The sequence below is a fragment of the Njordella aestuarii genome, assembly GCF_056494165.1.
In genome coordinates, this window is the sequence record NZ_CM151397.1 from 1,297,066 (window position 1) to 1,319,169 (window position 22,104).

Annotated in this window: 17 protein-coding genes; 15 read left to right on the top strand and 2 right to left on the bottom strand. The window is 52.3% G+C overall.

The window, feature by feature from the left end:
• Positions 1-11 precede the first annotated feature (11 nt).
• From SH451x_RS05085 to gmd, 6 genes are all read left to right on the top strand, one after another.
• Entirely contained in the window at positions 12-1,871 is a 1,860-nt protein-coding gene (locus SH451x_RS05085) for a S1C family serine protease (protein WP_479361360.1), read from the top strand.
• Positions 1,868-2,908 (top strand): S1C family serine protease, encoded by a 1,041-nt coding sequence (locus tag SH451x_RS05090; RefSeq protein ID WP_479361361.1) that lies wholly within the window; start codon positions 1,868-1,870, stop codon positions 2,906-2,908. Before SH451x_RS05085 ends, SH451x_RS05090 begins: the two co-directional genes overlap by 4 nt.
• A gap of 302 nt (positions 2,909-3,210) precedes the next feature.
• Positions 3,211-4,155, top strand: a complete 945-nt coding sequence (radC, locus tag SH451x_RS05095) for a RadC family protein (protein ID WP_479361362.1) — start codon at positions 3,211-3,213, stop codon at positions 4,153-4,155.
• Between the two features lie 197 nt (positions 4,156-4,352).
• Positions 4,353-4,853: a hypothetical protein gene (locus SH451x_RS05100; protein WP_479361363.1), complete on the top strand. Its 501-nt coding sequence runs from the start codon at positions 4,353-4,355 to the stop codon at positions 4,851-4,853.
• A 1,342-nt stretch (positions 4,854-6,195) separates the two neighbouring features.
• Positions 6,196-7,194: a GDP-mannose 4,6-dehydratase gene (locus SH451x_RS05105; RefSeq protein ID WP_479361364.1), complete on the top strand. Its 999-nt coding sequence runs from the start codon at positions 6,196-6,198 to the stop codon at positions 7,192-7,194.
• A gap of 118 nt (positions 7,195-7,312) precedes the next feature.
• Positions 7,313-8,431 carry a GDP-mannose 4,6-dehydratase gene (gene gmd, locus SH451x_RS05110; RefSeq protein WP_479361365.1) on the top strand — a complete coding sequence of 373 codons (1,119 nt, stop codon included), beginning with the start codon at positions 7,313-7,315 and terminating at the stop codon, positions 8,429-8,431.
• Between the two features lie 864 nt (positions 8,432-9,295).
• Here gmd and SH451x_RS05115 read toward each other — a convergent pair.
• The gene (locus tag SH451x_RS05115; protein WP_479361366.1) at positions 9,296-9,703 is read right to left on the bottom strand and encodes a hypothetical protein; all 408 of its coding nucleotides are present in this window, start codon (positions 9,701-9,703) and stop codon (positions 9,296-9,298) included.
• 305 nt (positions 9,704-10,008) lie between these two features.
• On the bottom strand, positions 10,009-10,794 hold the full coding sequence (locus tag SH451x_RS05120) for a PEP-CTERM sorting domain-containing protein (RefSeq protein ID WP_479361367.1): 786 nt from the start codon (positions 10,792-10,794) through the stop codon (positions 10,009-10,011).
• Positions 10,795-14,444: 3,650 nt separating this feature from the next.
• Between SH451x_RS05120 and SH451x_RS05125 the strand changes: the two genes are divergently transcribed.
• From SH451x_RS05125 to SH451x_RS05165, 9 genes are all read left to right on the top strand, one after another.
• Positions 14,445-16,034, top strand: a complete 1,590-nt coding sequence (locus tag SH451x_RS05125) for an exopolysaccharide biosynthesis polyprenyl glycosylphosphotransferase (RefSeq protein ID WP_479361368.1) — start codon at positions 14,445-14,447, stop codon at positions 16,032-16,034.
• Positions 16,035-16,068: 34 nt separating this feature from the next.
• Positions 16,069-16,623, top strand: a complete 555-nt coding sequence (locus tag SH451x_RS05130; RefSeq protein WP_479361369.1) for a Uma2 family endonuclease — start codon at positions 16,069-16,071, stop codon at positions 16,621-16,623.
• A 140-nt stretch (positions 16,624-16,763) separates the two neighbouring features.
• Positions 16,764-17,324 (top strand): Uma2 family endonuclease, encoded by a 561-nt coding sequence (locus SH451x_RS05135; RefSeq protein ID WP_479361370.1) that lies wholly within the window; start codon positions 16,764-16,766, stop codon positions 17,322-17,324.
• Positions 17,325-17,495: 171 nt separating this feature from the next.
• On the top strand, positions 17,496-17,747 hold the full coding sequence (locus tag SH451x_RS05140; protein ID WP_479361371.1) for a hypothetical protein: 252 nt from the start codon (positions 17,496-17,498) through the stop codon (positions 17,745-17,747).
• Positions 17,744-18,316, top strand: coding sequence for a nucleotidyltransferase (locus tag SH451x_RS05145; protein WP_479361372.1), 573 nt, complete (start codon positions 17,744-17,746; stop codon positions 18,314-18,316). Before SH451x_RS05140 ends, SH451x_RS05145 begins: the two co-directional genes overlap by 4 nt.
• Positions 18,317-18,377: 61 nt before the next feature.
• Positions 18,378-18,611, top strand: a complete 234-nt coding sequence (locus SH451x_RS05150) for a hypothetical protein (protein WP_479361373.1) — start codon at positions 18,378-18,380, stop codon at positions 18,609-18,611.
• Complete coding sequence (locus tag SH451x_RS05155; RefSeq protein WP_479361374.1) at positions 18,608-19,168, top strand: DUF6036 family nucleotidyltransferase; 561 nt, start codon at positions 18,608-18,610, stop codon at positions 19,166-19,168. Before SH451x_RS05150 ends, SH451x_RS05155 begins: the two co-directional genes overlap by 4 nt.
• 355 nt (positions 19,169-19,523) lie before the next feature.
• Positions 19,524-19,988 (top strand): nucleotidyl transferase AbiEii/AbiGii toxin family protein, encoded by a 465-nt coding sequence (locus tag SH451x_RS05160; protein ID WP_479361375.1) that lies wholly within the window; start codon positions 19,524-19,526, stop codon positions 19,986-19,988.
• A 513-nt stretch (positions 19,989-20,501) separates the two neighbouring features.
• A complete protein-coding gene (locus tag SH451x_RS05165) occupies positions 20,502-21,842 on the top strand; it encodes a hypothetical protein (protein WP_479361376.1) in 1,341 nt (446 codons plus the stop codon).
• The last annotated feature ends 262 nt before the right edge of the window (positions 21,843-22,104 follow it).

The following is a 22,104-nucleotide window of genomic DNA, read 5'->3' on the forward strand; positions in this document are numbered from 1 at the left end:
GAAAGTGAACTATGGCGAACTATCGTACCGCTAGGCTTTTGACCTCGCTCAAGAATTCCGCTGCCATTGCGCTCATATGCGGGTTTCCTGCACTTAACGCGATCGCTCAACAGTCATCCGGTGTTGAGCTTGAGGTGAGTGCGAAAGTGCTGGCGGCAGAGGCCGACCGCATCGCCGCGATTAAGAAAGCGACGATGTCGACCGTCGGTGTCTTCAGCGATAAAGGGGAAGGCGGAGGGAGCGGCGTCATCATCTCGAAAGATGGTTATGTGCTGACGAACTTCCACGTGTCGTCCCCATTTGGCCATCAAATGCGTTGCGGCCTGAGCGACGGTCGCATGTTCGATGCCGTTGTGGTGGGGATCGACCCGACAGGCGACCTTGCTCTGCTGAAAATGTTTGAAGAGGTCGACATGCCGGCTGCTACGATCGCCGATAGCAACACGGTGCAGCAAGGCGACTGGTGTTTTGCGGCGGGGAATCCGTTTGTTTTGGCAACGAACCTCGAACCGACCGTTACGTGGGGGCTTGTTTCTGGGACGCATCGCTATCAATATCCGTCCGGTTCGATCCTTGAATATACGGACTGCATTCAGACGGACGCTGCGATCAACCCTGGGAATTCCGGTGGGCCTCTCTACAACGCCAATGGGGATTTGATCGGCATCAATGGGCGATGCTCGTTCGAGAAACGCGGACGAGTCAACGTTGGCGTCGGTTACGCGATCTCGATTAACCAAGCGATGCTCTTTTTGAAACACCTACGTTCTGGTCGCATCGTCGATCATGCAACACTTGGTTTTACCGTTAGCGGAGATGTCGAGAATCGGGTGCTCGTATCCAATATTTTGGAAAGCAGCGATGCGTTCCGCCGCGGACTGCGTTATGACGACGAAATTTTATCGTTGGGCGGTCGCAAGATTGAAACGCGTAACGAACTGCTGAATCTGCTGGGAATATATCCCGCGCGTTATCGGCTGCCGATGACATATCGCCAGGGCAACGAAGTCAAAGAGACTTGGATTCGGCTTGATGCACTCCACACCGACGCGGAACTGCAGGAGATTGTGGAAGGTGAATCGGAGAGCGGCAAGGAACGGCCTAAACGCAAGGGTGACGATGAAAAGAAACCTGGCGATCCGGCTGAAGGCGAAGATGCGGAAGATCCAACTTCGACGAAAGATGCCGACGAATCGCAAAGCGAGCTTAGTAAGACGTTTCAAAAATACGAAGCCAAACAGGGATTCGCGAATGCCTGGTTCAACTCGTTTGAATTGGATCGAATCGCGGCCCTTGACGAAGACCGCAAAGCGTGGACTGACAGCAGCGGGCAGATGCTCGTGAGCGGAACGTTGTTGGGCGAAACGACAACCGTCTCGGCCGAATTGACTGGCCGGACCATTTCTACCACCATCGCCGATCAACGGAAATCGATTCCAGCCAAGAGCGGTTGGAGCCCCGTGGTCGATTCCAGATCGCTGCACGCCTTCGGCATCGCCATGCAGCTATGGCACGATTGGCAGATCAAAAAGCCTGCTTTGATCGGCGCGACGACTTACATCGGCGGTGGAGCTGTCGTCGGTGAATCGGAGCAGTTTGATTTAGTACAAATCACCGCCGCCGACGTCGAAGCTTATTTTTACACCGATAATGATTCCGGAAAGATCCGACTGATCGAACTAGCATCCGATCCGCGTCAGGACCGCTTTGAATTCTATATCGACAGCTATCAACAGTTGCAAGGCAAATCGTTCCCCATGCAGGTTCGCTTCGGTTACGCTATCGATGAACTGACACCAGCGAAGTTCGAGAATCTAGAGCTCAAGAGTGCACCCGCTGCACCAGAAGCAGAGACGGAGAAAAGTCTATGATGCTATGTGGTTTAAAGCGGATCGTACTGTCGTTGTGCATTGCCAGCGGACTTGTTGATGCTGGTCATGCAGCCGATGTGGCCGGCACAGATGCGTCGATGCCTCGACCTCGAGCGTTGTCCAGCCTACTGCAATCGCGCGTTGTGAAAATTTATGGCGCGGGCGGAATTGGCGGGCTGGAAAGTTATCAGTCGGGCTTTTTCATCAGCGATCAAGGGCATGTGTTGACTTCCTGGAGCACTGTGCTCGATGTTTCGGTTGCGTATGTCGTAACATCTGATGGCGTTCGCCACGACGCGACGATCATCGGCAGCGACCCTCAAACCGAAATCGCAGTGCTTAAAATAGCCAACGAGGGGAACGACTATTTCGCTTTGGATGGCGGCGGCAAAGCTGTCCCGGGCATGCGCGTCTTCGCTGTCAGCAATCTCTTTAAAATTGCGAAGGGGCGGGAAGAGTCGAGTGTGCAGAAGGGGGTGGTGATGGCCATCACGCAACTGTCAGCAAGAAAGGGAGCGTTCAAGACGCTGTATCAAGGCCCCGTCATCGTCGTTGATGCGATGACCAACAACCCGGGTGCAACCGGTGGCGTTCTAGTCGATCTGCAAGGCCGGGCGTTGGGGATGCTGGGCAAAGAGTTGCGGGACGAGCAAGCGGGGATTTACTTGAATTATGCCTTGCCATCCGACGTACTGGCTGGATCGGTCAAACGCGTCTTGGCTGGCGAAGTGATCATTGCCGAGCGACAGAAGAAGATGCAGGCCGATGCGAACCCGCATACGCCGGAGGGCGTGGGGCTAGTTTTAGTCCCCGACGTGTTGCCCAAGACGCCGCCATTTATCGATCAAGTGATCGACGGTTCGGTCGCTCAGCGGAGTGGCATTCTGGCGAATGATCTCATATTGTTGGTTAATAATCAGCGGATCGACTCGCAAAAAACATTGCGGGAGTTGCTTGCGACCATCAACAAGAACGACAAGTATTCCGTACTGCTGCAACGAGCTCAGGAACTCGTGCAGCTAGAAGTTCGTCCCTAGCTCACGCCCGTTCGTAGTCCCTCCTTCAGGCGGCGATTCGTTTAACAGTTAGCCGAAGGCGTACCTGTTTTTACAGCGAGCCATAACGAGTACGCCTACGGCTAACTGTTAAACGCAATACCTTCAGATCTTATTCAAAAGCCGCCTGAAGGCGTTACTACGAACCCAAGCCGCCTGAAGGCGGTACTACGAACGAAAACCACGCTACGAGCTCAGAAAAATTTGCTAGCCAAATTCCCTAGCTCCTTGTCAGCGGCTAGAATTTGCAGCACTCAATTTTGCTGCCTCTTCCTATCGCTGCGATGTCCAAACGCGAAGACAAGCTCAACCGGTTGCTCTTGCAGATCGCTGCCATGGAGCGGTTCTCGTTCGACCATGCCATCGAACATTGCCAAGGAGCGACAAAACAGTTCGTGCGAATGACCCTGTCCCAGCTCGTGCACGACGGCATGCTGGAAGCCTATGACGCGGATGGACAAGAGCACTTCGAATGGCCAACTTTGCCCTCTGCGCAGGAGGTGACATTGTGGGTGGAACGTCAAGTTCGTGGTGGGCAAGTGACGCAGACTCCGTTGGAAGAACGTCCGCGAGAACGGTTGCTGCGCGATGGTCCTGCTACGCTAACCAACGCCGATTTATTAGCGGTGCTGATACGTGTTGGGATCCGCGGCGAGTCGGCCGTTGAAGCGGGCCGGAAAATCGCCAATTACTTCGCCAATAGTCTTCCGCGACTGCGACAAATGTCTGCGCCGGAGCTGAAGCAGATCAGTAAAGCGATCTCGGTAGCTAGTTATGCTCAGATCATGGCTGGCGTTGAGCTTGGTCGGCGTGTTGCGGACGCCGAGTCGCGGCAGAAGCAGACCACCATCAAGATTACCAGTACCGCTTCCGCCGTCCAATACTGTAACGAAGCGTTTCGCTACCTTGCCAGCGACGGTGTGCAGGAAGAGTTTCATATTGTGACGCTCGATACCAAGCACAAACCGATCCAGACGCACCAGATAACGGTCGGGACGCTCGATGCTAGTTTAGTTCATCCGCGGGAAGTCTTTCGACCAGCGATTCGCGATGCGGCCAGCGCGGTGTTACTGGTGCACAATCACCCCAGCGGCGATTCGACGCCCAGCCGCGAAGATCGTCAAGTGACTGAGCGGCTGACGGAAGTTGGTCGTTTGGTGGGCATTGAAGTGCTTGACCACATCATCGTTACAAGAAACGGCGGCCTAAGCCTCCGCGAGGCCACCTAAGTAGAATGGGCCTTTGGCCAGTCGCAGCTTCGTTTCGAAATTTGCAGCGGGCTGAAAGCCACGCCGTACGTGGTCTAGTTTTTGCCCATTTCGAATTTTCTTGACGGACGGGCGTGAACTTTATTGCATTGCCTGTCGTTTAGATGTTAGGCTTAGGGGAGCAATCCAGACTGGTTTCAACCGCAGTGGCGAATTTCATGCGATATCAGCAAACAAAACGCGAACGATTTGCCCTGTGGGCAATTTTGATTGCGTTCGTTGCATCGTCTGGATTTGGTGCTTCCAACCGATCTTGTTGCTGCACGGTCTTGGGCAACGCGATCAATACATCGCCTGCAGCCGAGTCTTCGCACAATTGTTGTGCTTTGCCGGTCGATTACAGCCACACAGCGGTTGACGAAACTTGTGCGACCGGATCTTGCTGTTCCGTTAAGACAGATGTTGCGGACGGTGGCGGTCAAAACGACTCGGTAGTGACGCTCGACCCCTGCCAATGCCAGCCCGCTCAACCTCAAAGCTTGTTTGCCATCACGTCGGACCGCAAGTTAGCGGACGTTCTTGTGGCGTCAGATACTTTTGCATTGCCAGCCGCATTGCCGCTGTCGCCAGAAGTTTCGATCGACGCGACGGTGGCGGCGGATGTTTCAGCGACCTCAGCGAGCGAGCAGTGTGCGCTCGAATGTTCTTGGCAGGAATGAAACGCCTCGAGCTCTAGTGTTGGCTAGGTCAATCTTTGGCTAAGTCAGCCGTGAGTTTTTGCGTTTCTAATCATAATATTGCTAATGATCATTTGAGGATATTCTAATGTTAAAATCTGGACTATTGTTTTTGTCTCTAGCTGCCGCAACTGTAGGCGGTGTCGTTGGTACTTCGTCGGTGGACGCAGGAAATGCGTCAGCATGCAACTGCCAACGTTGCGAATGCAGTTGCCCTTGCAGTGCCGGCGAGCCTTGCACGTGCGATAAGTGCGATTGCGTTTCCTGCGACTGCTAGCGTTCGACTCTCCCCCGCGTAGCTGCGTTCGCCAGGAACGCGGTTGCCCTGGGAGCTCTTCCTGAAAACGGGTGCCACTGCTAACAGGCAGTTGAGCTTCCTGAAAACGGGTGCCACTGCTGGCTTGCCCAGCAGTGCTCGTGGCGTAACAGCAAAGCTTCCCAATGCTGCTCCCGGCTTCTAGGCGAAGCCAGCTACGCTGCGCGTGCATTGTCTTCCCGTAGCTGCGTTCGCCAGAACGCGGTTGCAGCCCGGTGCGATTCCTGAAACAGGGGCATTTGCTGAAATGGCGAGCTTCCTGAAAACGGGTGCCACTGCTGGCTTGCCCAGCAGTGCTCGTGGCGAAACGGCAAAGCTTCCCAGTGCTGCTCCCGGCTTATGCGCGAAGCCAGCTACGATGCGGTTGCACTGTCTTCCCGTAGCTGCGTTCGCCAGAACGCGGTTGCAGCCCGGTGCGATTCCTGAAACAGGGGCATTTGCTGAAATGGCGAGCTTCCTGAAAACAGGGTGCCACTGCTGGCTTACCCAGCAGTGCTCGTGGCGTAGCGGCAACGTTCCCAATGCTGCTCCCGGCTTCTAGGCGAAGCCAGCTACGATGCGCGTGCATTGTCTTCCCGTAGCTGCGTTCGCCAGAACGCGGTTGCAGCCCGGTGCGATTCCTGAAACAGGGGCATTTGCTGAATTGGCGAGCTTCCTGAAAACAGGTGCCACTGCTGGCTTGCCCAGCAGTGCTCGTGGCGAAACGGTAAAGCTACCCAATGCTCCTCCCGGCTTATGCGCGAAGCCAGCTACGATGCGCTTGACCGGCTTTTGGCGAAGCCAGCTACGATGCGCTTGGGTCTCGCCTGATGGTGCTACCACGAACCGTTGCGTTCGTTATAGGCCCTCTGATCGGCAGCGGAGCCATCTCGACTGGTATTGTAAAATCCATCAACTTGTTTCGGCCATGACAACTTTGTCTACAATCAAGCAGGTATAGCACTGCTTTATTGAGCGCGAAGTCTCCCACTTTCAAATTGTAAGACCACCAAGACTAAAGTCGTTCCTTTGCCAACTGCATTCGTAACGGGTATCACCGGCCAAGATGGATCGTACCTCACCGAGTTTTTACTTGGTAAAGGCTATACGGTTCATGGGCTGGTCCGTCGTGCGAGCAATACTGTGCGACTTCGACTCGATCACTTGACCGGTGATGACGACGTTTACGGCAAGCAGTTTTTTTTGCACTATGCAGACCTGGATGACACCACTACGGTGCGTCGGTTGTTGAATAAAGTTCAGCCAGACGAGCTGTACCATCTGGCTGGCCAAAGCCACGTCGGTGCGAGTTTTGAGATTCCCGAATCGACCTGTGAATTCACAGCGATGGGGACATTGCGGCTCTTGGAAATTTTGCGCGACCTTGAGAAACCATGCAAAATTCTGCATGTCGGCAGCAGCGAAATTTTTGGTGCCCCTGCCGATTCGCCGCAAAATGAAGAGACGCCGATGAAGCCGGTATCGCCCTATGGCGTTGCCAAAGCGTTTGCCGTCAACATGACTCGAATTTACCGCGAATCGTTTGGTTTGTTCGCTTGCAATGCCATTTGCTACAACCACGAATCACCGCGCCGCGGCGAGTCCTTTGTCACGCGTAAAATTACCAAAGCGGCGGCGGCAATTTCCTTAGGCTTACAGGAAAAATTACGGATGGGATCGATCGATCCTTCCCGCGATTGGGGCTATGCCCCGGAATACGTCGAAGGCATGTGGCGGATTCTGCAGCACACCGAACCGCTCGATTTTGTATTAGCCACCGGCTTATCGCATACCGTGCGAGACTTCTTGGAAGCGGCCTTTTCCCAAGTGGGACTCGACTGGAAAAAACACTACGAATTCGACCGTCGATACATTCGCCCTGCCGAAGTCGTCGGATTGGTCGGCGACCCGTCCCGGGCTAGGAAATTATTGGGTTGGACAACCAAAAGTAGCTTGGCTACAGTGGTCCAAGCGATGGTAAACCACGATCTATCGCTGCTTTCGGAAAAAGGGGACAGACCCCGATAGTGCGCAGCACCTATTATCTTCTCCCCTCGCCCCCGGATTATCGGGAGCGAAGGGAGCCGATAACCAATTTTCAAACTTCACCCTTTCAGACTTCACCCTTCACCCCTCCCTCGTCGCTATGAAACGTGCCTTAATTACCGGAATCACAGGCCAAGATGGGTCTTATCTTGCCGAGCTGCTGCTCGAAAAGGGCTATGAAGTGCACGGCATCAAGCGTCGTGCTTCGTCGTTCAACACTGCTCGCATCGATCACATTTACCAATCGCCTTACGACGCCAATGCTCGCTTCAAACTGCACTATGGTGATTTGACCGATTCCTCGAACTTGACCCGCATCGTCAATCAAGTTCAACCGGACGAAGTTTACAATCTGGGCGCTCAATCGCACGTCGCCGTCTCCTTTGAATCGCCGGAGTACACGGCAGACGTCGACGGCATGGGGACGCTGCGATTGCTGGAAGCGATCCGGTTTCTTGGGCTTGAGAGTAAAACGCGGTTTTACCAAGCTTCCACGTCGGAATTGTACGGTCTCGTGCAAGAGATTCCGCAGCGTGAATCGACGCCTTTTTATCCTCGATCGCCGTATGCTTGTGCCAAGCTTTACGCATACTGGATTACGGTCAATTACCGCGAATCGTATGGCATGTACGCGTGCAACGGGATTCTCTTTAACCACGAATCACCGCGCCGCGGCGAAACGTTCGTAACACGCAAGATTACCCGAGGGATTGCGAACATTGCTCAGGGGCTTGAGAAATGCCTATACTTGGGCAACATGAATTCGCTGCGTGATTGGGGACATGCCAAAGATTACGTTCGTATGCAATGGATGATGTTGCAGCAAGAGGTCGCCGAGGACTTTGTCATTGCCACGGGCCGCCAGATCAGCGTGCGAGAGTTCGTCCGGATGACCGCGATGGAAGCAGGCCTGGAGATCGAATTCAACGGCGAAGACGTCGATGAGATCGCCACGGTCGTTAACGTTTTGGATGCTGAAAAGGCCCCTGAGGTTTCGGTAGGCGATGTGATTGTCCGAGTTGATCCTCGTTACTTCCGACCTGCGGAGGTTGAAACGTTGCTGGGTGATGCGACGAAGGCGAAAGATAAGCTTGGTTGGGAATGTGAGATCACCGTTCAGGAGATGTGTGCCGAGATGGTTGCGCACGACTTAGACAACGCCCGCCGGCACGCTTTGTTGAAGCGCCACGGCCACGACGTCAGCGTAGCCATCGAGTAAGGTGTCCTCACGCAGGCATTTCCCGATCAGCCGCCTGGCGCAGCCTGCGGGCGTGTCACACCCTTCCCGTAGCTGCGTTCGCCAGAACGCGGTTGAAGTTCGGTGCAGTTTCCGAAAAGCTTCTAGGGCCGATTCCTGGAAAGGATCTAGGGCGGAATTCCTGAAAACGGGTGCCACTGCTGGCTTGCCCAGCAGTGCTCGTGGCGTAGCGGCAAACCTTCCCAATGTATCCCCCGGCTTCTAGGCGAAGCCAGCTACGATGCGCTTGCATTTTCTTCCCGTAGATGCGTTCGCCAGAACGCCGTTGGTGTTCGGTGCGTTACCTGAAAACGGGTGCCGCTACTGGCTTGCCCAGCAGTGCTCGTGGCGTAGCGATAAAGCTTCCCAATGTATCCCCCGGCTTCTAGGCGAAGCCAGCTACGATGCGCTTGCATCCATTAAATTGCGGAGCAATGACAGACGATAGCCTGGGACGTTAGTCCCAGGTCGGGAGGCACCAGATGCATTTGAGTCGCGGAGTGACGGTAGAAGGTTAATCCACCGGTCGGCCTCAGATTGACGTTTACGCGGATCTGAATGCCGTCGCTCCGCGACTCCGGTCCGAAATGGGGCGTTTTACCTGGGGTTCCGCGACAACTCGCCTTCAGCTCGTTTCGCTCCACCCCAGGCTAGAATATGCCATCGCTCCGCGATTCAGTAACGAAACGCGGTCGAACATAGGTGATTCCTGAAAACGGGTGCCACTGCTGGCTTGTCCAGCAGTGCTCGTGGCGTAACGATAAAGCTTCCCAACACATCCCCGGCTTCTAGGCGAAGCCAGCTACGAAGCGCATGCATCCGCCTTCCCGGTCTTTTCGCACCCGATCAGCCGCCGTGCCAACGCAGATCGTTTCGAAATGTAATCGCTAGCTCTAGCATGATCGCTGGCATCGCAGTATAGACGACGTCGGTAAAGCTGAACGATCGTGTCGGCAGCCAAAGCTGGCAGACTTCGGCACCTATCAACAGCGTTGTTGCCGAATATAAAAATACTCGACGCGGCGTATTCGACTCAGGTGAAGATAGCAGCAAGCCTGGCACGCTAATCACACCGCACGTCATCACGAAGGTGCGGAAATCGGCCGCGGTATCTAGCCAATCGGCGATAAAGCGGGGCAGAAAGAACAGCTCACCGGCGCTCGTATTTGGCTTGAGCACGCAGTAAATCGCGACGGCAAGGGTTGCTCCGGTCCAGAGTGCGACCGCAACGTAATTCAGCGATTGCCAATTCATGTAACGGAGAGAGGTTGACTCCATAGAGAGGGGGATCCGTGGCAGAAGAAGAGGAGGTGGAGAGACCTAAGGGAGTGCCGACCCAAAATTGTAGGTTCGTATGCTACAAAGACCAACCGCAACGCCTCTACGGATGGGCGCAGTGTGCAGCGATTCGGCTAGGTCCTCCGAATCGAGCAACTTGAATGCAGCGATTGAAAGCTAGCGACGAGCATCTGCCATCTGATGGAAGTCTTGTCTAAAAAAATTGGGAGGCTCGGTAAAGCCTCCCAATTCAATGTTTGATCGGTTAATCAACCGCTCGACTAAGCTAGCAAAGCAACTTTCTTAGCCTTACGACGACGCCATGCACCGACGCCACCAGATACTCCGGCAATGGATGCGAGAAGCATTGAGGTAGGCTCGGGGACGGCGGAAATTGAAAAATCGACCGAGGATAATGCGCCACTAGGAGTCGTGCTGCTGAGTGTCCAATTTGACGAATCGAGAACCGAAAGTCTAAGCTCAGACAGCGTGCCGGTCATAGGACCACTGTAAAAACCGTTGTCGGTTGCAAAAGATAAATTTCCCCCTGATGCTAGCGCAGTAGGAAGTAAAGAAGTATTTGTGCTTGTGGCACCCGCATCCCAGCCGAGAGTGTTGCCAAAATCAATACCGAAAATCAGATTGCCAGTATAGGTGCTACCAGGACTTGTAGTATCGTTCGTTTTTGTAAAGGCGGAGTCGCCAATGAACAGTTGGTCTCCGCTGTCAGTCAGTGCTGGGAATGTACCTGATAAGGTGCCGAAGTCAGCCGTACCGTTGTTTGCAACGACTACTGTTCCCGCATTGATGCCGCCTGCTGGAGCAGTCCACGAGAAGATATCTTCAGAGTCTCGCATGGTACCGTCCGAAAAAAAACCACTATCTGTGAAATAGATACTTGTCCCCGCGGCGAGACTTTTCCAGCTGACAAATGAAAATGAATCTGGATTGTCAGAGCGGAAACCGACGACCATAACGTCGCCGACCGTTAGGTCGCAATAAGCAACACTTGGTAGCACACTATTCATAGCGAAAATCGCAACCAAGCAATTAAACCATTTTCTCATAAAAAACCTCTCTCGCGAGACTTGGCTCGCACCAAAGTTGAACATGTACCATGTAACCCGCCTAGACAGCGTCCGATTGTAGCCGTCTAGCAAACTGTTACAAACATTTCGTTGGTGAGCTTTCGATGAAGAAATCGGAGTATGCGGATTAACGGATGCCGTCCTGCCAAAGTGCTGTGGATGTGGCTGGCTTCATGCCATTAATTTGCGATTTTGCGATTGAAAATATTTTCGCATTCTACTGAGCAATAGGCATGGATTTGCCGAGTTTTTCGTGCCGAGCGAAATAGCCTCCCATCACCGCGGCGTCAGAGACCTTATTATCAGCCATTTGGTGCAGCCTGCGAGCTATTTCAGTTGGCTCGGGCGACTGGATTCAAACTGGCGATGTCCCGCGCCAGCACCCTATCGCGTAGCGCCAGATCCTCCGTAGCTGCGTTCGCCTAGAACGCGGGAGAACCTGGGTTTGCTTCATGAAAATCATCTAGGGCCGATTCCTGAAAACGGGTGCCACTGCTGGCGTGTGGGAGAGCTTCCTGAAAACGGGTGCCACTGCTGGCTCGTCCAGCAGTGATCGTGGCGTAACGGCAAACCTTCCCAACACGCCCCCGACCTCTAGGCGAAGCCAGCTACAATGCGATTGCATTCTTCAAATTGCGGAGCAATGACAGACGATAGCCTGGGACGTGAGTCCCAGGTTTCTATGCACCACGTGCATTTGAGTCGCGGAGCGACGGCAGAAGGCTAAACCGACGGTGGCCTTAGGTTGACGTGACGCTAATCTGAATGCCGTCGCTCCGCGACTCCGGACCAATGGGGCGATCTACCTGGGGTTCCGCGTAAACTCGCCTATAGCTCGTTTCGCTCCACCCCAGGCTATAGTATGCCATCGCTCCGCGATTCGATAACGAAACACCGGGGAAACCAAGACCTGGAAGGCTAACACACCAGTAACCAATGTATCGGCCCTCCGGGCCTGCTCAAAGTATAAAGGCTTGGAACCGGGGCCTTCGACCCCGGCAGAGGATCTGTCAGCCCGTCGGGCTTAAATCTAATCAGATGAAATGGGCTTCTAGTCGTTCCCTGAAACGGGTGCCACTGGCAACGGTTGCGTTTCCTGAAAACGGGTGCCACTGCTGGCTTGCCCAGCAGTGCTCGTGGCGAAACAGCAAACCTTCCCAACTCATCCCCGGCTTCTAGGCGAAGCCAGCTACGATGCGTTTGTAAGATGCGCTTGCTGCCGCCCGAAGGCGGTACTACGAACGGTTTGTAGTACCGGTTTCAGCCGGTCTTTTCGCAACTAAATGGCTCCCCGGCTTTTAGGCGAAGCCAGGTTAGATGCGCTTGGTTTGCGCGTGCCTCCGCCACAAGGCGGTACTACGAACAATGTGCCATCCCCGGCAGGTGGCGGTCTTGATCCTGCGACGCCTCAATCTATACTCGGCTTCTGTCCGCAGAGGCGCCCGGTATGTTATAAAGGTTGCGATTAATTTTAACGCGACAACTGCATTACGGAGAAACTCGGGACTCAGGGGAGAGGTGTCTAGGCTGTCTGGACCTGAGTCCCGAGCTCTACCGATTTTGCAACTTGATCGATCGTTTCCATGGGCCGCCACCAATGAACCTTCCAATCAGCCTCTGGAAGTCGGAGCCCTGGGTGGAATCACCACGCTCCCGCCGTGAAGGTCAACTGGTCTAGACGTGCCAGTTCCATCGTCGTTTCTCCGTTATGGGAAACGTCATAGCAGCGATAGAACTGAAAGCTCCGTGGGGAAGCCCGCGTGCGGCAAACCCCAAGTTTCCAGTCCATTCTCGTGTAAGGGATTGTAATCGAGCGTCCCAAAACTGCAATGTGCAACAACCGAAGATCTTAACAGTTTCTTCACAAAGGCCTTGCGCTGACTTTGCCCAGGATGGGAAAAAATTTGGTCAAAGCAGCGCAAGGGACCCTTTACGAAAACAGCCCGAGCGGGATCGGGCCATGTTTTGAATTCCAATTATCTCAAAATAACAGCGTTCTGCTCACATTGAGCAGAACTGCACCTGTGAACATTTGTAACAGCGTAAACTGCCGCGCTGGCAAAACGCAAGTAAGTTAAGCAAAAAATTAAACAGCGGCAGCTCGGGTGCACCTGATGTGCCACTCGAAAGTGCTAGCTGTTCAAATTTGCGACCCGTGTCATATGCGTTCGCAACCTCTCCCGTAGCTGCGCTGGCCAGCACGCGGAGATTTCCCAAGCCTGGAAGGCTGATACATCCTCCGCAGGTGGTGATAACCACTAGAGGGTTGTAGATCAAAAGCAGAAAGCCTGAAGGGCTGCACACGAAAAACAAATGTGTCGGCCCTCCAGGCCTGTTCGCAATACAAAGGCTTGGGACCTTGGCCTTCGACCCCGGCAGAGGATCTGTCAGCCCGTCGGGCTTAAATCCAATCAGATGAAATTGTCTTCTAGGTGTTACCTAAAAACGGGTGCCACTGCTGGCTTGTCCAGCAGTGCTCGTGGCGAAACAGCAAACCTTCCCAACTCATCCCCGGCTTCTAGGCGAAGCCAGCTACAATTCGCTTGGCTGATCCCCTGTAGCTGCGTTCGCCAGAACGCGGGTGGTGTTCGGTGTGTTTCCTGAAAAAGGTACGTCTCCTGAAAACGGGTGCCACTGCTGGCTTGTCCAGCAGTGCTCGTGGCGAAACGGTAAATCTTCCTACCACGCCCCCGGCATCTAGGCGAAGCCAACTACGATGCGCATGCTCCCGCTTAAACTAAGAACCACGAACCAGGCACCAAGAACCAAGCACCCTAAAAAAGAACTTCCAAATTCATTTGTTTCGCCCGATTTGTAAAAAAATCGGGAAAATTCCGAATTTCGTGTACCAGTCCAACTGCCATTCCCGCTTTATAAACGAATGCTATTTCACCAACAGGCTGCAAATTCAAGCTTTTCGTTAAAGTCATTTACCGATTATCCACAAATTCACAATCAACCCGTTGCCTTTCCGTCCAGCTTCCTGATACTTGGCTCAACGTCACCCGGCATTTTGTACACTGCTGCCAGGCGACGCGACTAACTGGCTGATAAACACGCAAATTCATGTTAAATTTTCGATAATTGTCGGCCCTGTTAGAGGCTCCTCCTCTCCCCTTAAGTCTTCTCAAGTATGTATCCGAGCGCACACACAGATAATCTTAACTTCCCAAGGTTCCCGCGCTTCCTTCAGGGGGACGCCAAGTATTGCCAAAAATGGCCTCGGGATTACACTCGTGCAGATTCTTTGAAGAAGCTACTCGCCTAACAATCCTGTAGGAATTCGTGCGAATGTTGCCCGTTGACTTGTGCTGCCGACTCACTCGCAAAAAAAGCCCTTGTCACCCTCTTCGCTCCCCGGCTTTGCAATTCTGCTCGTTGCAAGAATTAAAGCCCTTACGAACTAACCCCGAATGCAGTGACCTTCGGCCGCTCGCGTTCACAAATTTATCCAAATAACAGGCGAGTTTTTACCACTCGCATATTAAACTGGATGCCGTCAAACGGTCACCCACAAGAACGAAGTACGCGCAGGGAGAACTGTGGCGTTACCCAAGCGACCCATCGCAAACGCAGATTGTTCGCTAGATCGAGTGGAAATGTTGATGCCTTTCGAGGAAATTTCGCAAATGGCTAGTATTGCTCACGACCCAACCACACTATTCCCTGCAGTCGGCGACCGGACGGAACGTTACGAGCGACTGGAACTGCTCGATCGGCATGCAGCCGAGACGCTCAACCAGTTTTGCAAGGCGAATGCCGCGACTGATGAAACCGCGACGCGGTTAGCCGATATCTCTGTTTGGCAATCCATTGTTACGTCGATTCCGCTGGCCATTTCCGATTTTCTGTCGTTGTACGTGTCGTTGCTGGTGACGACGGTTTTGTATGGTCCGTTTCTGAATGCTCCCGGTGAGGCGTTTCGAGGCCTGCCTGCTTTGTTTGTCGCCCTGACGATCTTGCCAATGTCGCAGCTCAGCGGTCTCTACCCAGGCCTCGGTTTGAGCGCTCCGGTTGAATTCCGCCAAGTTGTGCGTTCGCTGTTTGCGGCCCTGGTGATCTTTATCGGCGTTGGCTGTTTCTTCTTGCCGAATTCGTTTGCGTTCATCTTTGTTACGGCTGGCACTGCCTTTACGATCGCCGTCCCGGTCATGCTGACGTCGCGATTTGTTGCCAGAAAGCTTGCCTCCAAGACGTCGTTCTGGGGAGTGCCTGTCTTTATTGTGGCCGAGCCGGAACGGGCATACGAGTTCTACCGTCGCCTGCAGTCGTTGCCCGAGCAAGGGTACCGTCCCAAGGGCGTTTTGCTCGATCCAGAATTGTATTGGGACAGCAACAATTTCGATCTCAATCGCGGCGTAATCCCGACCTTCGATATTCGAACGGCGGACCAAGCGGCGATTGAAAATTCGGTGACTTGGGTGATTGTGTCCCCCTGTGCGAATCGTTCGACTCCGTCGCTCGATCCATCGCTGGCAGCCATTCCCAATCGTTTGTTGCTGTCATCGGCTCAGTTGGATTTGGGTTTATGGGATCGGCTTTACAGTGTCGGTTGTACGACAGGGTTGCACTGTGTTGGCCGCCCCAGTTCCTTCAAGATGGCTGCCAAACGAGTTCTGGATATCGGACTCTCTTTTGGTGCGATCGTCTGTTCGCTCCCGTTCTTGTTAGTGTTGTGTGCGTTGACCAAGCTAACGTCGCCTGGCCCGATATTTTACGGGCAAAAGCGAGTAGGGCGTTGGGGCAAGACTTTTACGGCCTGGAAGTTTCGCACGATGCATCGCAATGCGGATCAAGTGTTAGATGCGTATTTGGCGGAACACCCGGAAGCTCGGGCGGAATGGGACGAGAAGCATAAGCTGTCGAATGATCCGCGAGTTACGTGGGTTGGGAAGTTTTTGCGTGCCAGCAGTCTGGACGAGCTCCCGCAGTTGTGGAACATTTTGATGGGCGAGATGAGTTTGGTTGGTCCGCGGCCGATCATCAATTCGCCGACGTATGATGCGTTGTATGTCGAGCAGTATCCGGAAGAGTTTGAGACGTACAAGACAGTGCGCCCGGGTTTGACGGGTCTGTGGCAGGTTCAGTGTCGCAACCGCGGCGTCTATGATCTGCGGATCTATTGGGACATGTATTATGTCCGCAACTGGTGCATTTGGCTGGATTTGTATTTGATCATGCGAACGGTCAAAACCGTCATCTTCCGCGAAGGCAGTTAGCCAACGGCCGAGAACATCGCGCAGCGATTAGCACGTGTCCACAAACCTTCATCTAAGCCTCAGCGAATACGACTACATGGTCAAAGTCGGTGCGTTTGACCGGTTGGATCGCAAAGTGGAGTTGATCCGAGGAGAGCTGGTCGAAAAGAGTCCGGCCGGACTCGTGCACGATGATTTGATTACCTATCTCAATAACTGGTCGGTGCGAAATGCCGATCCGAAATTGACGTTGGTCACATCCCAAACCGGATTGGATTTGCCCGAGTCTCAATCGCGTCCTGAGCCCGATTTGATGTGGATTCGAGCGGCGCGTTATCGCGAGCATCATCCGCGGGCAGTCGATGTGCAACTGGCGATCGAAGTCGCTCACAGTAGTTTAGTTTATGATTTTGAGACCAAGCGACGGATATATGCGGAGTGTGACATTCAAGAATACTGGATTGTAGATGCGCAAGCTCAATGTATCCATGTATTTTTGGAACCAAGGAACGGCGACTACACAGTGCGTCGTATTGTGAAGACCGACGAGGAGCTGTCACCTCTGATTTCCCCCAACTCAAGACTAAACCTCGCCGAATTATTTGGCTAAACCAAGCACTAAGCACTAAGCACTAAGCACTAAGCACTAAGCACTAAGCACTAAGCACTAAGCACTAAGCACTAAGCACTAAGCACTAAGCACTAAGCACTAAGCACTAAGCACTAAGCACCCGCGCAGCGGCAACTCCCATGATCCAAAGCCTCCATTTGACGTTAAGTGAGTATGACACGATGGTCAAAGTTGGGGCTTTTGATCACGTTCCTCGCAAGATAGAGCTGATTCGGGGAGAGTTAGTCGAGATGAATCCAGCTGGACCGCTTCATGACGATTTTATCGCGTATTTGACATCCTGGTCGGCTCAGCATATTGACCCGACAAAAACACTTTTGACTGCCCAGACAGGTGTGGATCTGCCTGAATTGGAAAGTCGTCCGGAGCCTGACATTTTTTGGGTTCAAAAGAAGCGTTATCGCGATCATCATCCTCGCGCCCAGGACGTGCAATTAGCGATTGAAGTAGCTGACTCGTCTTTAGCCAAGGACTTGGAGGTCAAGCGGTTGCTTTATGCGGAAGCCAGGATTGCAGAGTACTGGATTGTAGATTGCCGATCGAGTTGTATTCATGTTTTTCGTGAATCGAATGGCGTTGATTATCAAGTTCGATTCGTCGTCACAGCCCGAGACCAGCTCAGTCCTTGCATTGCCCCCAATTCTCAACTGGATTTGCAAGATCTATTCGAAGGAAAGTAACCAAGCACCAAGCACCCGCGCAGCGGAAACCAAACACCTCTCCGTTTCGCCTTCAGCCACCAGGCGTACGTTCTTTAAACCAAGAACCAAGCACCCGCGCAGCGGCAACTAAGAACCAAGAACCAAGAACATCGCGAAGCGATTAACTAAGAACCCGCGCAGCGGAAACCAATGCCGACAGAAGCCGAACAAAGATTCATTCAAGCGTGGCGATACGCAGCGCCGGAATTGGAAAAGATAAATCGCCGCGAATTGCAGGAACTTGACGAAACTGCAGGACTGCGAATGATCGGCGCTTTGGCACAACCAGAGCATGCGCACAGCGGTTTGATTGAGTTTCAGGCGTGGATGATGCGGATGCGGGTCATGCAGTTGAAAAAGCAACTCTCACAACAGCACACATCGTTGCCAGCAGACGAATGATTGACCAATCGCTTTGGCAGACTGCTCTGGAACTCCAAGAAAATCTGAAAACAGCGGGGCATTCTTTTTGTTTCATTGGCGGCCTCGTCGTGCAGCGTTGGGGGCAGCCGCGAGTGACTGGCGATGTCGATGCCACGGTGCTTTGCGAATTTGGGGACGAGAAGGAGCTCGCCCAAGAAATACTGGGGCTTTATCAAAGCCGAATTGAAGATCCTGTACCGTTTGCGATTCAAGCTCGCATACTTTTGTTGCAAGATTCGCGACAGAATAAAATTGACCTTTCCATTGGCGGCCTTGACTTTGAACACCGGATCATTGAGCGATCTTCGTTTTGGGGTGTTCAGGGCGGTGGCCAGATTCGCACCTGCAGCGCTGAGGACCTCATTGTCCTAAAAGCATTCGCTTCCAGAGATCAAGACTGGATCGATGTCAAAAACGTGTTAATCCGACAATCGGCAAAGTTAGACCGAGACCTTATTCGCCAGGAGCTAAGGCCGCTAGTCGACCTAAAGGAAGAGCCTGAGATCCTAGCGCGGCTCGAAGCTCTCTTTTCAAGCACTAAGCACTAAGCACCAAGAACCCGCGAAGCGGAAACATCGCGAAGCGATTAGCACCCGCGAAGCCGAAATCATGTTGTCTCCCGAAACCCTTGAATCGTATCGTCAGATGACGCCCGCACAGCGTTTGCGATTAACGCTTGACCTTTGTGCAAGTGCATGGCCTGCAATGCTGCAAGGCAGTCCTGAGATCGTGGAACGTCGATTTCAGCGTATACGCCAAGAGAACGATTCTCGTAACAATGCGATTTGCCAAGCGTTACTTGGGGTAGCAGTATTTCAAAGACCGAAGGAAGAAGCGGATTGAATCGAACGGTCGAGCAAGTCTTGATGACGATGGTTGACCTGTGCGAACGATTTTCGCTCGACTACGCCATCATGGGTGGTATTGCAGTTCGCGTCCACGGGATACCACGCCCAACGTACGACGTCGATTTCGCGGTCGCCACGACCGATGCTCAATTAAGCGAGTTCTTTGATCATGCCGAGAAATTAGGCTATGAAGTTCCTTCGATCTATCGGACAGGTTGGCGTGACGAAATCGGCTCGATGCCTTTGGTAAAACTGAAGACCTTTTTGGCGGCTGGACAGAGTGTTGATGTGGATATCTTTTTAGAGGAGACGGAGTTTCAGCGGTCAGTCATGTCGCGGAGGCAGTTGGTTGAGTTCGAAGGCAGGCAGCTCTGGTTCGTCACACCGGAGGACCTGGTATTATTGAAGTTGATAGCCAATCGTCCGCGAGACCTTGGCGATGTATCCGATGTGCTGTTTGTCCAAGGAGACCTCGACAAGCAATATATGAATCACTGGGCCGCAAAGCTCGGCATCGAAGATCGCCTCCCCTCCTCGCATGATCAGCACTAAGCACTAAGGACTAAGGACTAGGCACCAAGGACTAGGCACCAAGAACTAGGCACCAAGAACTAGGCACCAAGAACTAGGCACCAAGAACTAGGCACCAAGAACTAGGCACCAAGAACTAGGCACCAAGCACCCGCGCAGCGGCAACTAAGGACTAAGGACTAAGGACTAAGGACTAAGGACTAAGGACTAAGGACTAAGGACTAAGGACTAAGGACTAAGGACTAAAACGACATGGAAAAAGTACTTCGCCTATTCGATAGTCAAATGGAAGCAGATCGGGCAGAGTTTCTTGACGACAATCGGCTCACGTATGAAGAGCGATTTGAGGCTTTTATGCAGTTGATGAGGCCGTACTATGATGCTTCCGGCGGATTTCAGAGAGTTTATCGAGTTGATGATCTCAAACCGCGTTCGATTCGTGATGATTGGGGGCTATGCGTACAACCTGTATCGGAACCCGCGAGCGACCGGCGACATTGATTTTATTGTGGGCTCTGATGCTGAGAACGAATTGCGAGTTCGGCAGACACTAACAGAATTTGGTTTTGGTTCGACGGTCCCGCCTCAGTCGGAGAAGTTGTTGGAGGACGGGAAGATTATCATGCTTGGGAAGGCTCCGTTGCGTATCGATATCCTCACCAGGATCGATGGCGTGGAATTTGCCGAGGTATACGAGACCCGTCAAAACGTGAAACTGGATGGAATAGCGGTTCCTGTGATTTCCCCGAGAACATTGCTGAAGAACAAGCACGCTGCAGGGCGGCCGAAGGATTTGCCAGACGTCATCGAACTCGAAGCATGGCTTAGTTCAAAGGATTGACCGTAAGACCCAAGCACCTCTTCGCACATCGCGAAGCGGCCGCTAGGAACTGCCGAAATTGAGTTTAGAAATACAATGTCCGAACTTCCTATGTTTGCGAGATAGTGGGCTCCGCATTGCAAGCAAGCAGCACCGGCGAGTTAAGCGATCTGCGATTAATAATTGCGTTAATTGATCGTTCGAAGTATTTCGAAGACGATGGCATAGTGAGGAACGGCAATGTGAGGCAGCGCAAGCGTTAGGTCGTTCAGCGCATGGTTGAACGGATTAAGTGCTGAACTCGACATGCAGCGGCAACGAAGGGAGCAAGATTTAACTAAGGCTCTGTCTGAGATCTCAATAATGGAAAACAACAGTTTCGTGCCCCGGATTAGACTAGCTGACTTTGCCATTATCGTGGGCAATTACAAAAAATCCCGAAACGCCTAACATGGACCGTCCGTCGTCCGCAAAAACCCTATTACTCGAAACATAGATAATGCTCAAAGCCAAGATCGAAACGCAGTCTGAGAAATGTTAGATCAATACTTTCTGATCTTAGTAATAATCGCCGGATTGTGCAGTTTTTACGGAGTTTTTTATAAGGGTGGACCTCACTATATTTTGTTCGTTTCGTACGTTCTTTGGATTGTTCTAGTGCCTGGTTGGGTCCAGTCGGATTCAAAACGATTCTTTTGGACTGGAAATATTTCAAGTCAAAGCCAAAAAGAGGGGCTCTTCGTTGTATTTCTATTTTTGCTGATCGCAACGCTAACATACGCATATAACATGGGAGTTGCGACGAAACACACATACAAAGAAGTCCCACGGAAGGCGTACGTCGACAATATTATCTCCCTTGTATGTTCTTCGTTGTTAGTTTTCGCTGTGTGCGGAATCTGCATCGTGCTCGTGGGACTAAGTTCGTTCGTTGGAACGCGTGCTTCGGCGAAAGTCGGGTCTATTGAGGAAGCTGGATTGCTGATTACTCTTCCGCGGGCGATTGCTAGCGCACATCTTGTCTTGCTTACCATATTTCGAACAATAATCTTCACCAATGTTTTGAAAACCTTTTGGTGGAAACTTCCACTGATCTTCGGACCTTCGCTAATCTGCGGAGTGATTCTTTGGCCAACAAGCCTACCACGATTCATATTGCTTGGAACTCTTCTTTCGATATTAATCGTTCTGACGCAACCAAGCAAACGAGTAATAAAATTGGGTATTGCGTTGCTGTTTCCAATTGGACTGTTGACGATCATGCCACTTTTGTCGAGTTATAATCGAGGCGCAGAGATCGAATCGTTGGATCTCAAGTCAATCACGTTCGACATGCGCAAAACGTTTCAATATGGTGACTATGACAGCTTCGAATGGATTGTTCGCTCAAAGGAATATGCCGACGCAAAGGGGATTCTATTTGGAAGGAACTTGCTTTCTGCAGGTTTCTTCTTTGTGCCACGTAGGGTATGGGATTCAAAGCTTGAGCCTTCCGGTGTGATTGTAGCAACGGCTGAAAGTAAGGATTTTGTTAATGTTTCCTGCCCACTACCAGCCGAGGGGTATCTCGCGTTCGGTTGGATTGGGGTCGTTTTTGTTGCTTGGATTTTTGGCATTGCTCTTGCAAAATTGGACATGTGGGCAATCCAGGATATGTCACTGGTTACAACATGCCTTTCCGCTTGTGCTTTCGGCCAACTGGTCATAATTCTTCGTGGGTCACTGCTTGGTGTTATCGGCGTTTTTGCAGCACAGGTGGTTTGGATAATCTTGTTTACGTTTGTTTTGCCGTTGTTCCACAAAGAAAAAAAACGAACCGAGCCTTGTTCCTTTCGGGGATTGCATCGTCGCAGAGAAGTTTCTCGAAGGCTTTAAACGTTTTTTCATTCCTGCCTAGCATTTTATGCCAGTCCATCATATTGCACCGACGCCAACTAAAGGTTTCAGGGGGATGACGCAAACGCCTATTCCAATTCGCATCAATTCGTTGCTACTATCTAAATGAATTTCTATTCTTGCTATTTTTCCTTTGAATACCCGAGGAATCACATTGAAAAAATGCTATGGGTCTTTTTAGGAGTTGTCCGCACTTTCCGATACACGTATTCTTCCGCGATATATTACGAGTAAGAATAGT

What these genes read in the sequence shown, in the direction of transcription:
- SH451x_RS05085 (WP_479361360.1), top strand. Translation starts at nt 12, where the DNA reads ATGGCGAACTATCGTACCGCTAGGCTTTTGACCTCGCTCAAGAATTCC.
- SH451x_RS05090 (WP_479361361.1), top strand. Translation starts at nt 1,868, where the DNA reads ATGATGCTATGTGGTTTAAAGCGGATCGTACTGTCGTTGTGCATTGCC.
- radC (WP_479361362.1), top strand. Translation starts at nt 3,211, where the DNA reads ATGTCCAAACGCGAAGACAAGCTCAACCGGTTGCTCTTGCAGATCGCT.
- SH451x_RS05100 (WP_479361363.1), top strand. Translation starts at nt 4,353, where the DNA reads ATGCGATATCAGCAAACAAAACGCGAACGATTTGCCCTGTGGGCAATT.
- gmd (WP_479361365.1), top strand. Translation starts at nt 7,313, where the DNA reads ATGAAACGTGCCTTAATTACCGGAATCACAGGCCAAGATGGGTCTTAT.
- SH451x_RS05115 (WP_479361366.1), bottom strand. Translation starts at nt 9,703, where the DNA reads ATGAATTGGCAATCGCTGAATTACGTTGCGGTCGCACTCTGGACCGGA.
- SH451x_RS05120 (WP_479361367.1), bottom strand. Translation starts at nt 10,794, where the DNA reads ATGAGAAAATGGTTTAATTGCTTGGTTGCGATTTTCGCTATGAATAGT.
- SH451x_RS05125 (WP_479361368.1), top strand. Translation starts at nt 14,445, where the DNA reads ATGGCTAGTATTGCTCACGACCCAACCACACTATTCCCTGCAGTCGGC.
- SH451x_RS05135 (WP_479361370.1), top strand. Translation starts at nt 16,764, where the DNA reads ATGATCCAAAGCCTCCATTTGACGTTAAGTGAGTATGACACGATGGTC.
- SH451x_RS05140 (WP_479361371.1), top strand. Translation starts at nt 17,496, where the DNA reads ATGCCGACAGAAGCCGAACAAAGATTCATTCAAGCGTGGCGATACGCA.
- SH451x_RS05145 (WP_479361372.1), top strand. Translation starts at nt 17,744, where the DNA reads ATGATTGACCAATCGCTTTGGCAGACTGCTCTGGAACTCCAAGAAAAT.
- SH451x_RS05150 (WP_479361373.1), top strand. Translation starts at nt 18,378, where the DNA reads ATGTTGTCTCCCGAAACCCTTGAATCGTATCGTCAGATGACGCCCGCA.
- SH451x_RS05160 (WP_479361375.1), top strand. Translation starts at nt 19,524, where the DNA reads ATGATGCTTCCGGCGGATTTCAGAGAGTTTATCGAGTTGATGATCTCA.
- SH451x_RS05165 (WP_479361376.1), top strand. Translation starts at nt 20,502, where the DNA reads ATGTTAGATCAATACTTTCTGATCTTAGTAATAATCGCCGGATTGTGC.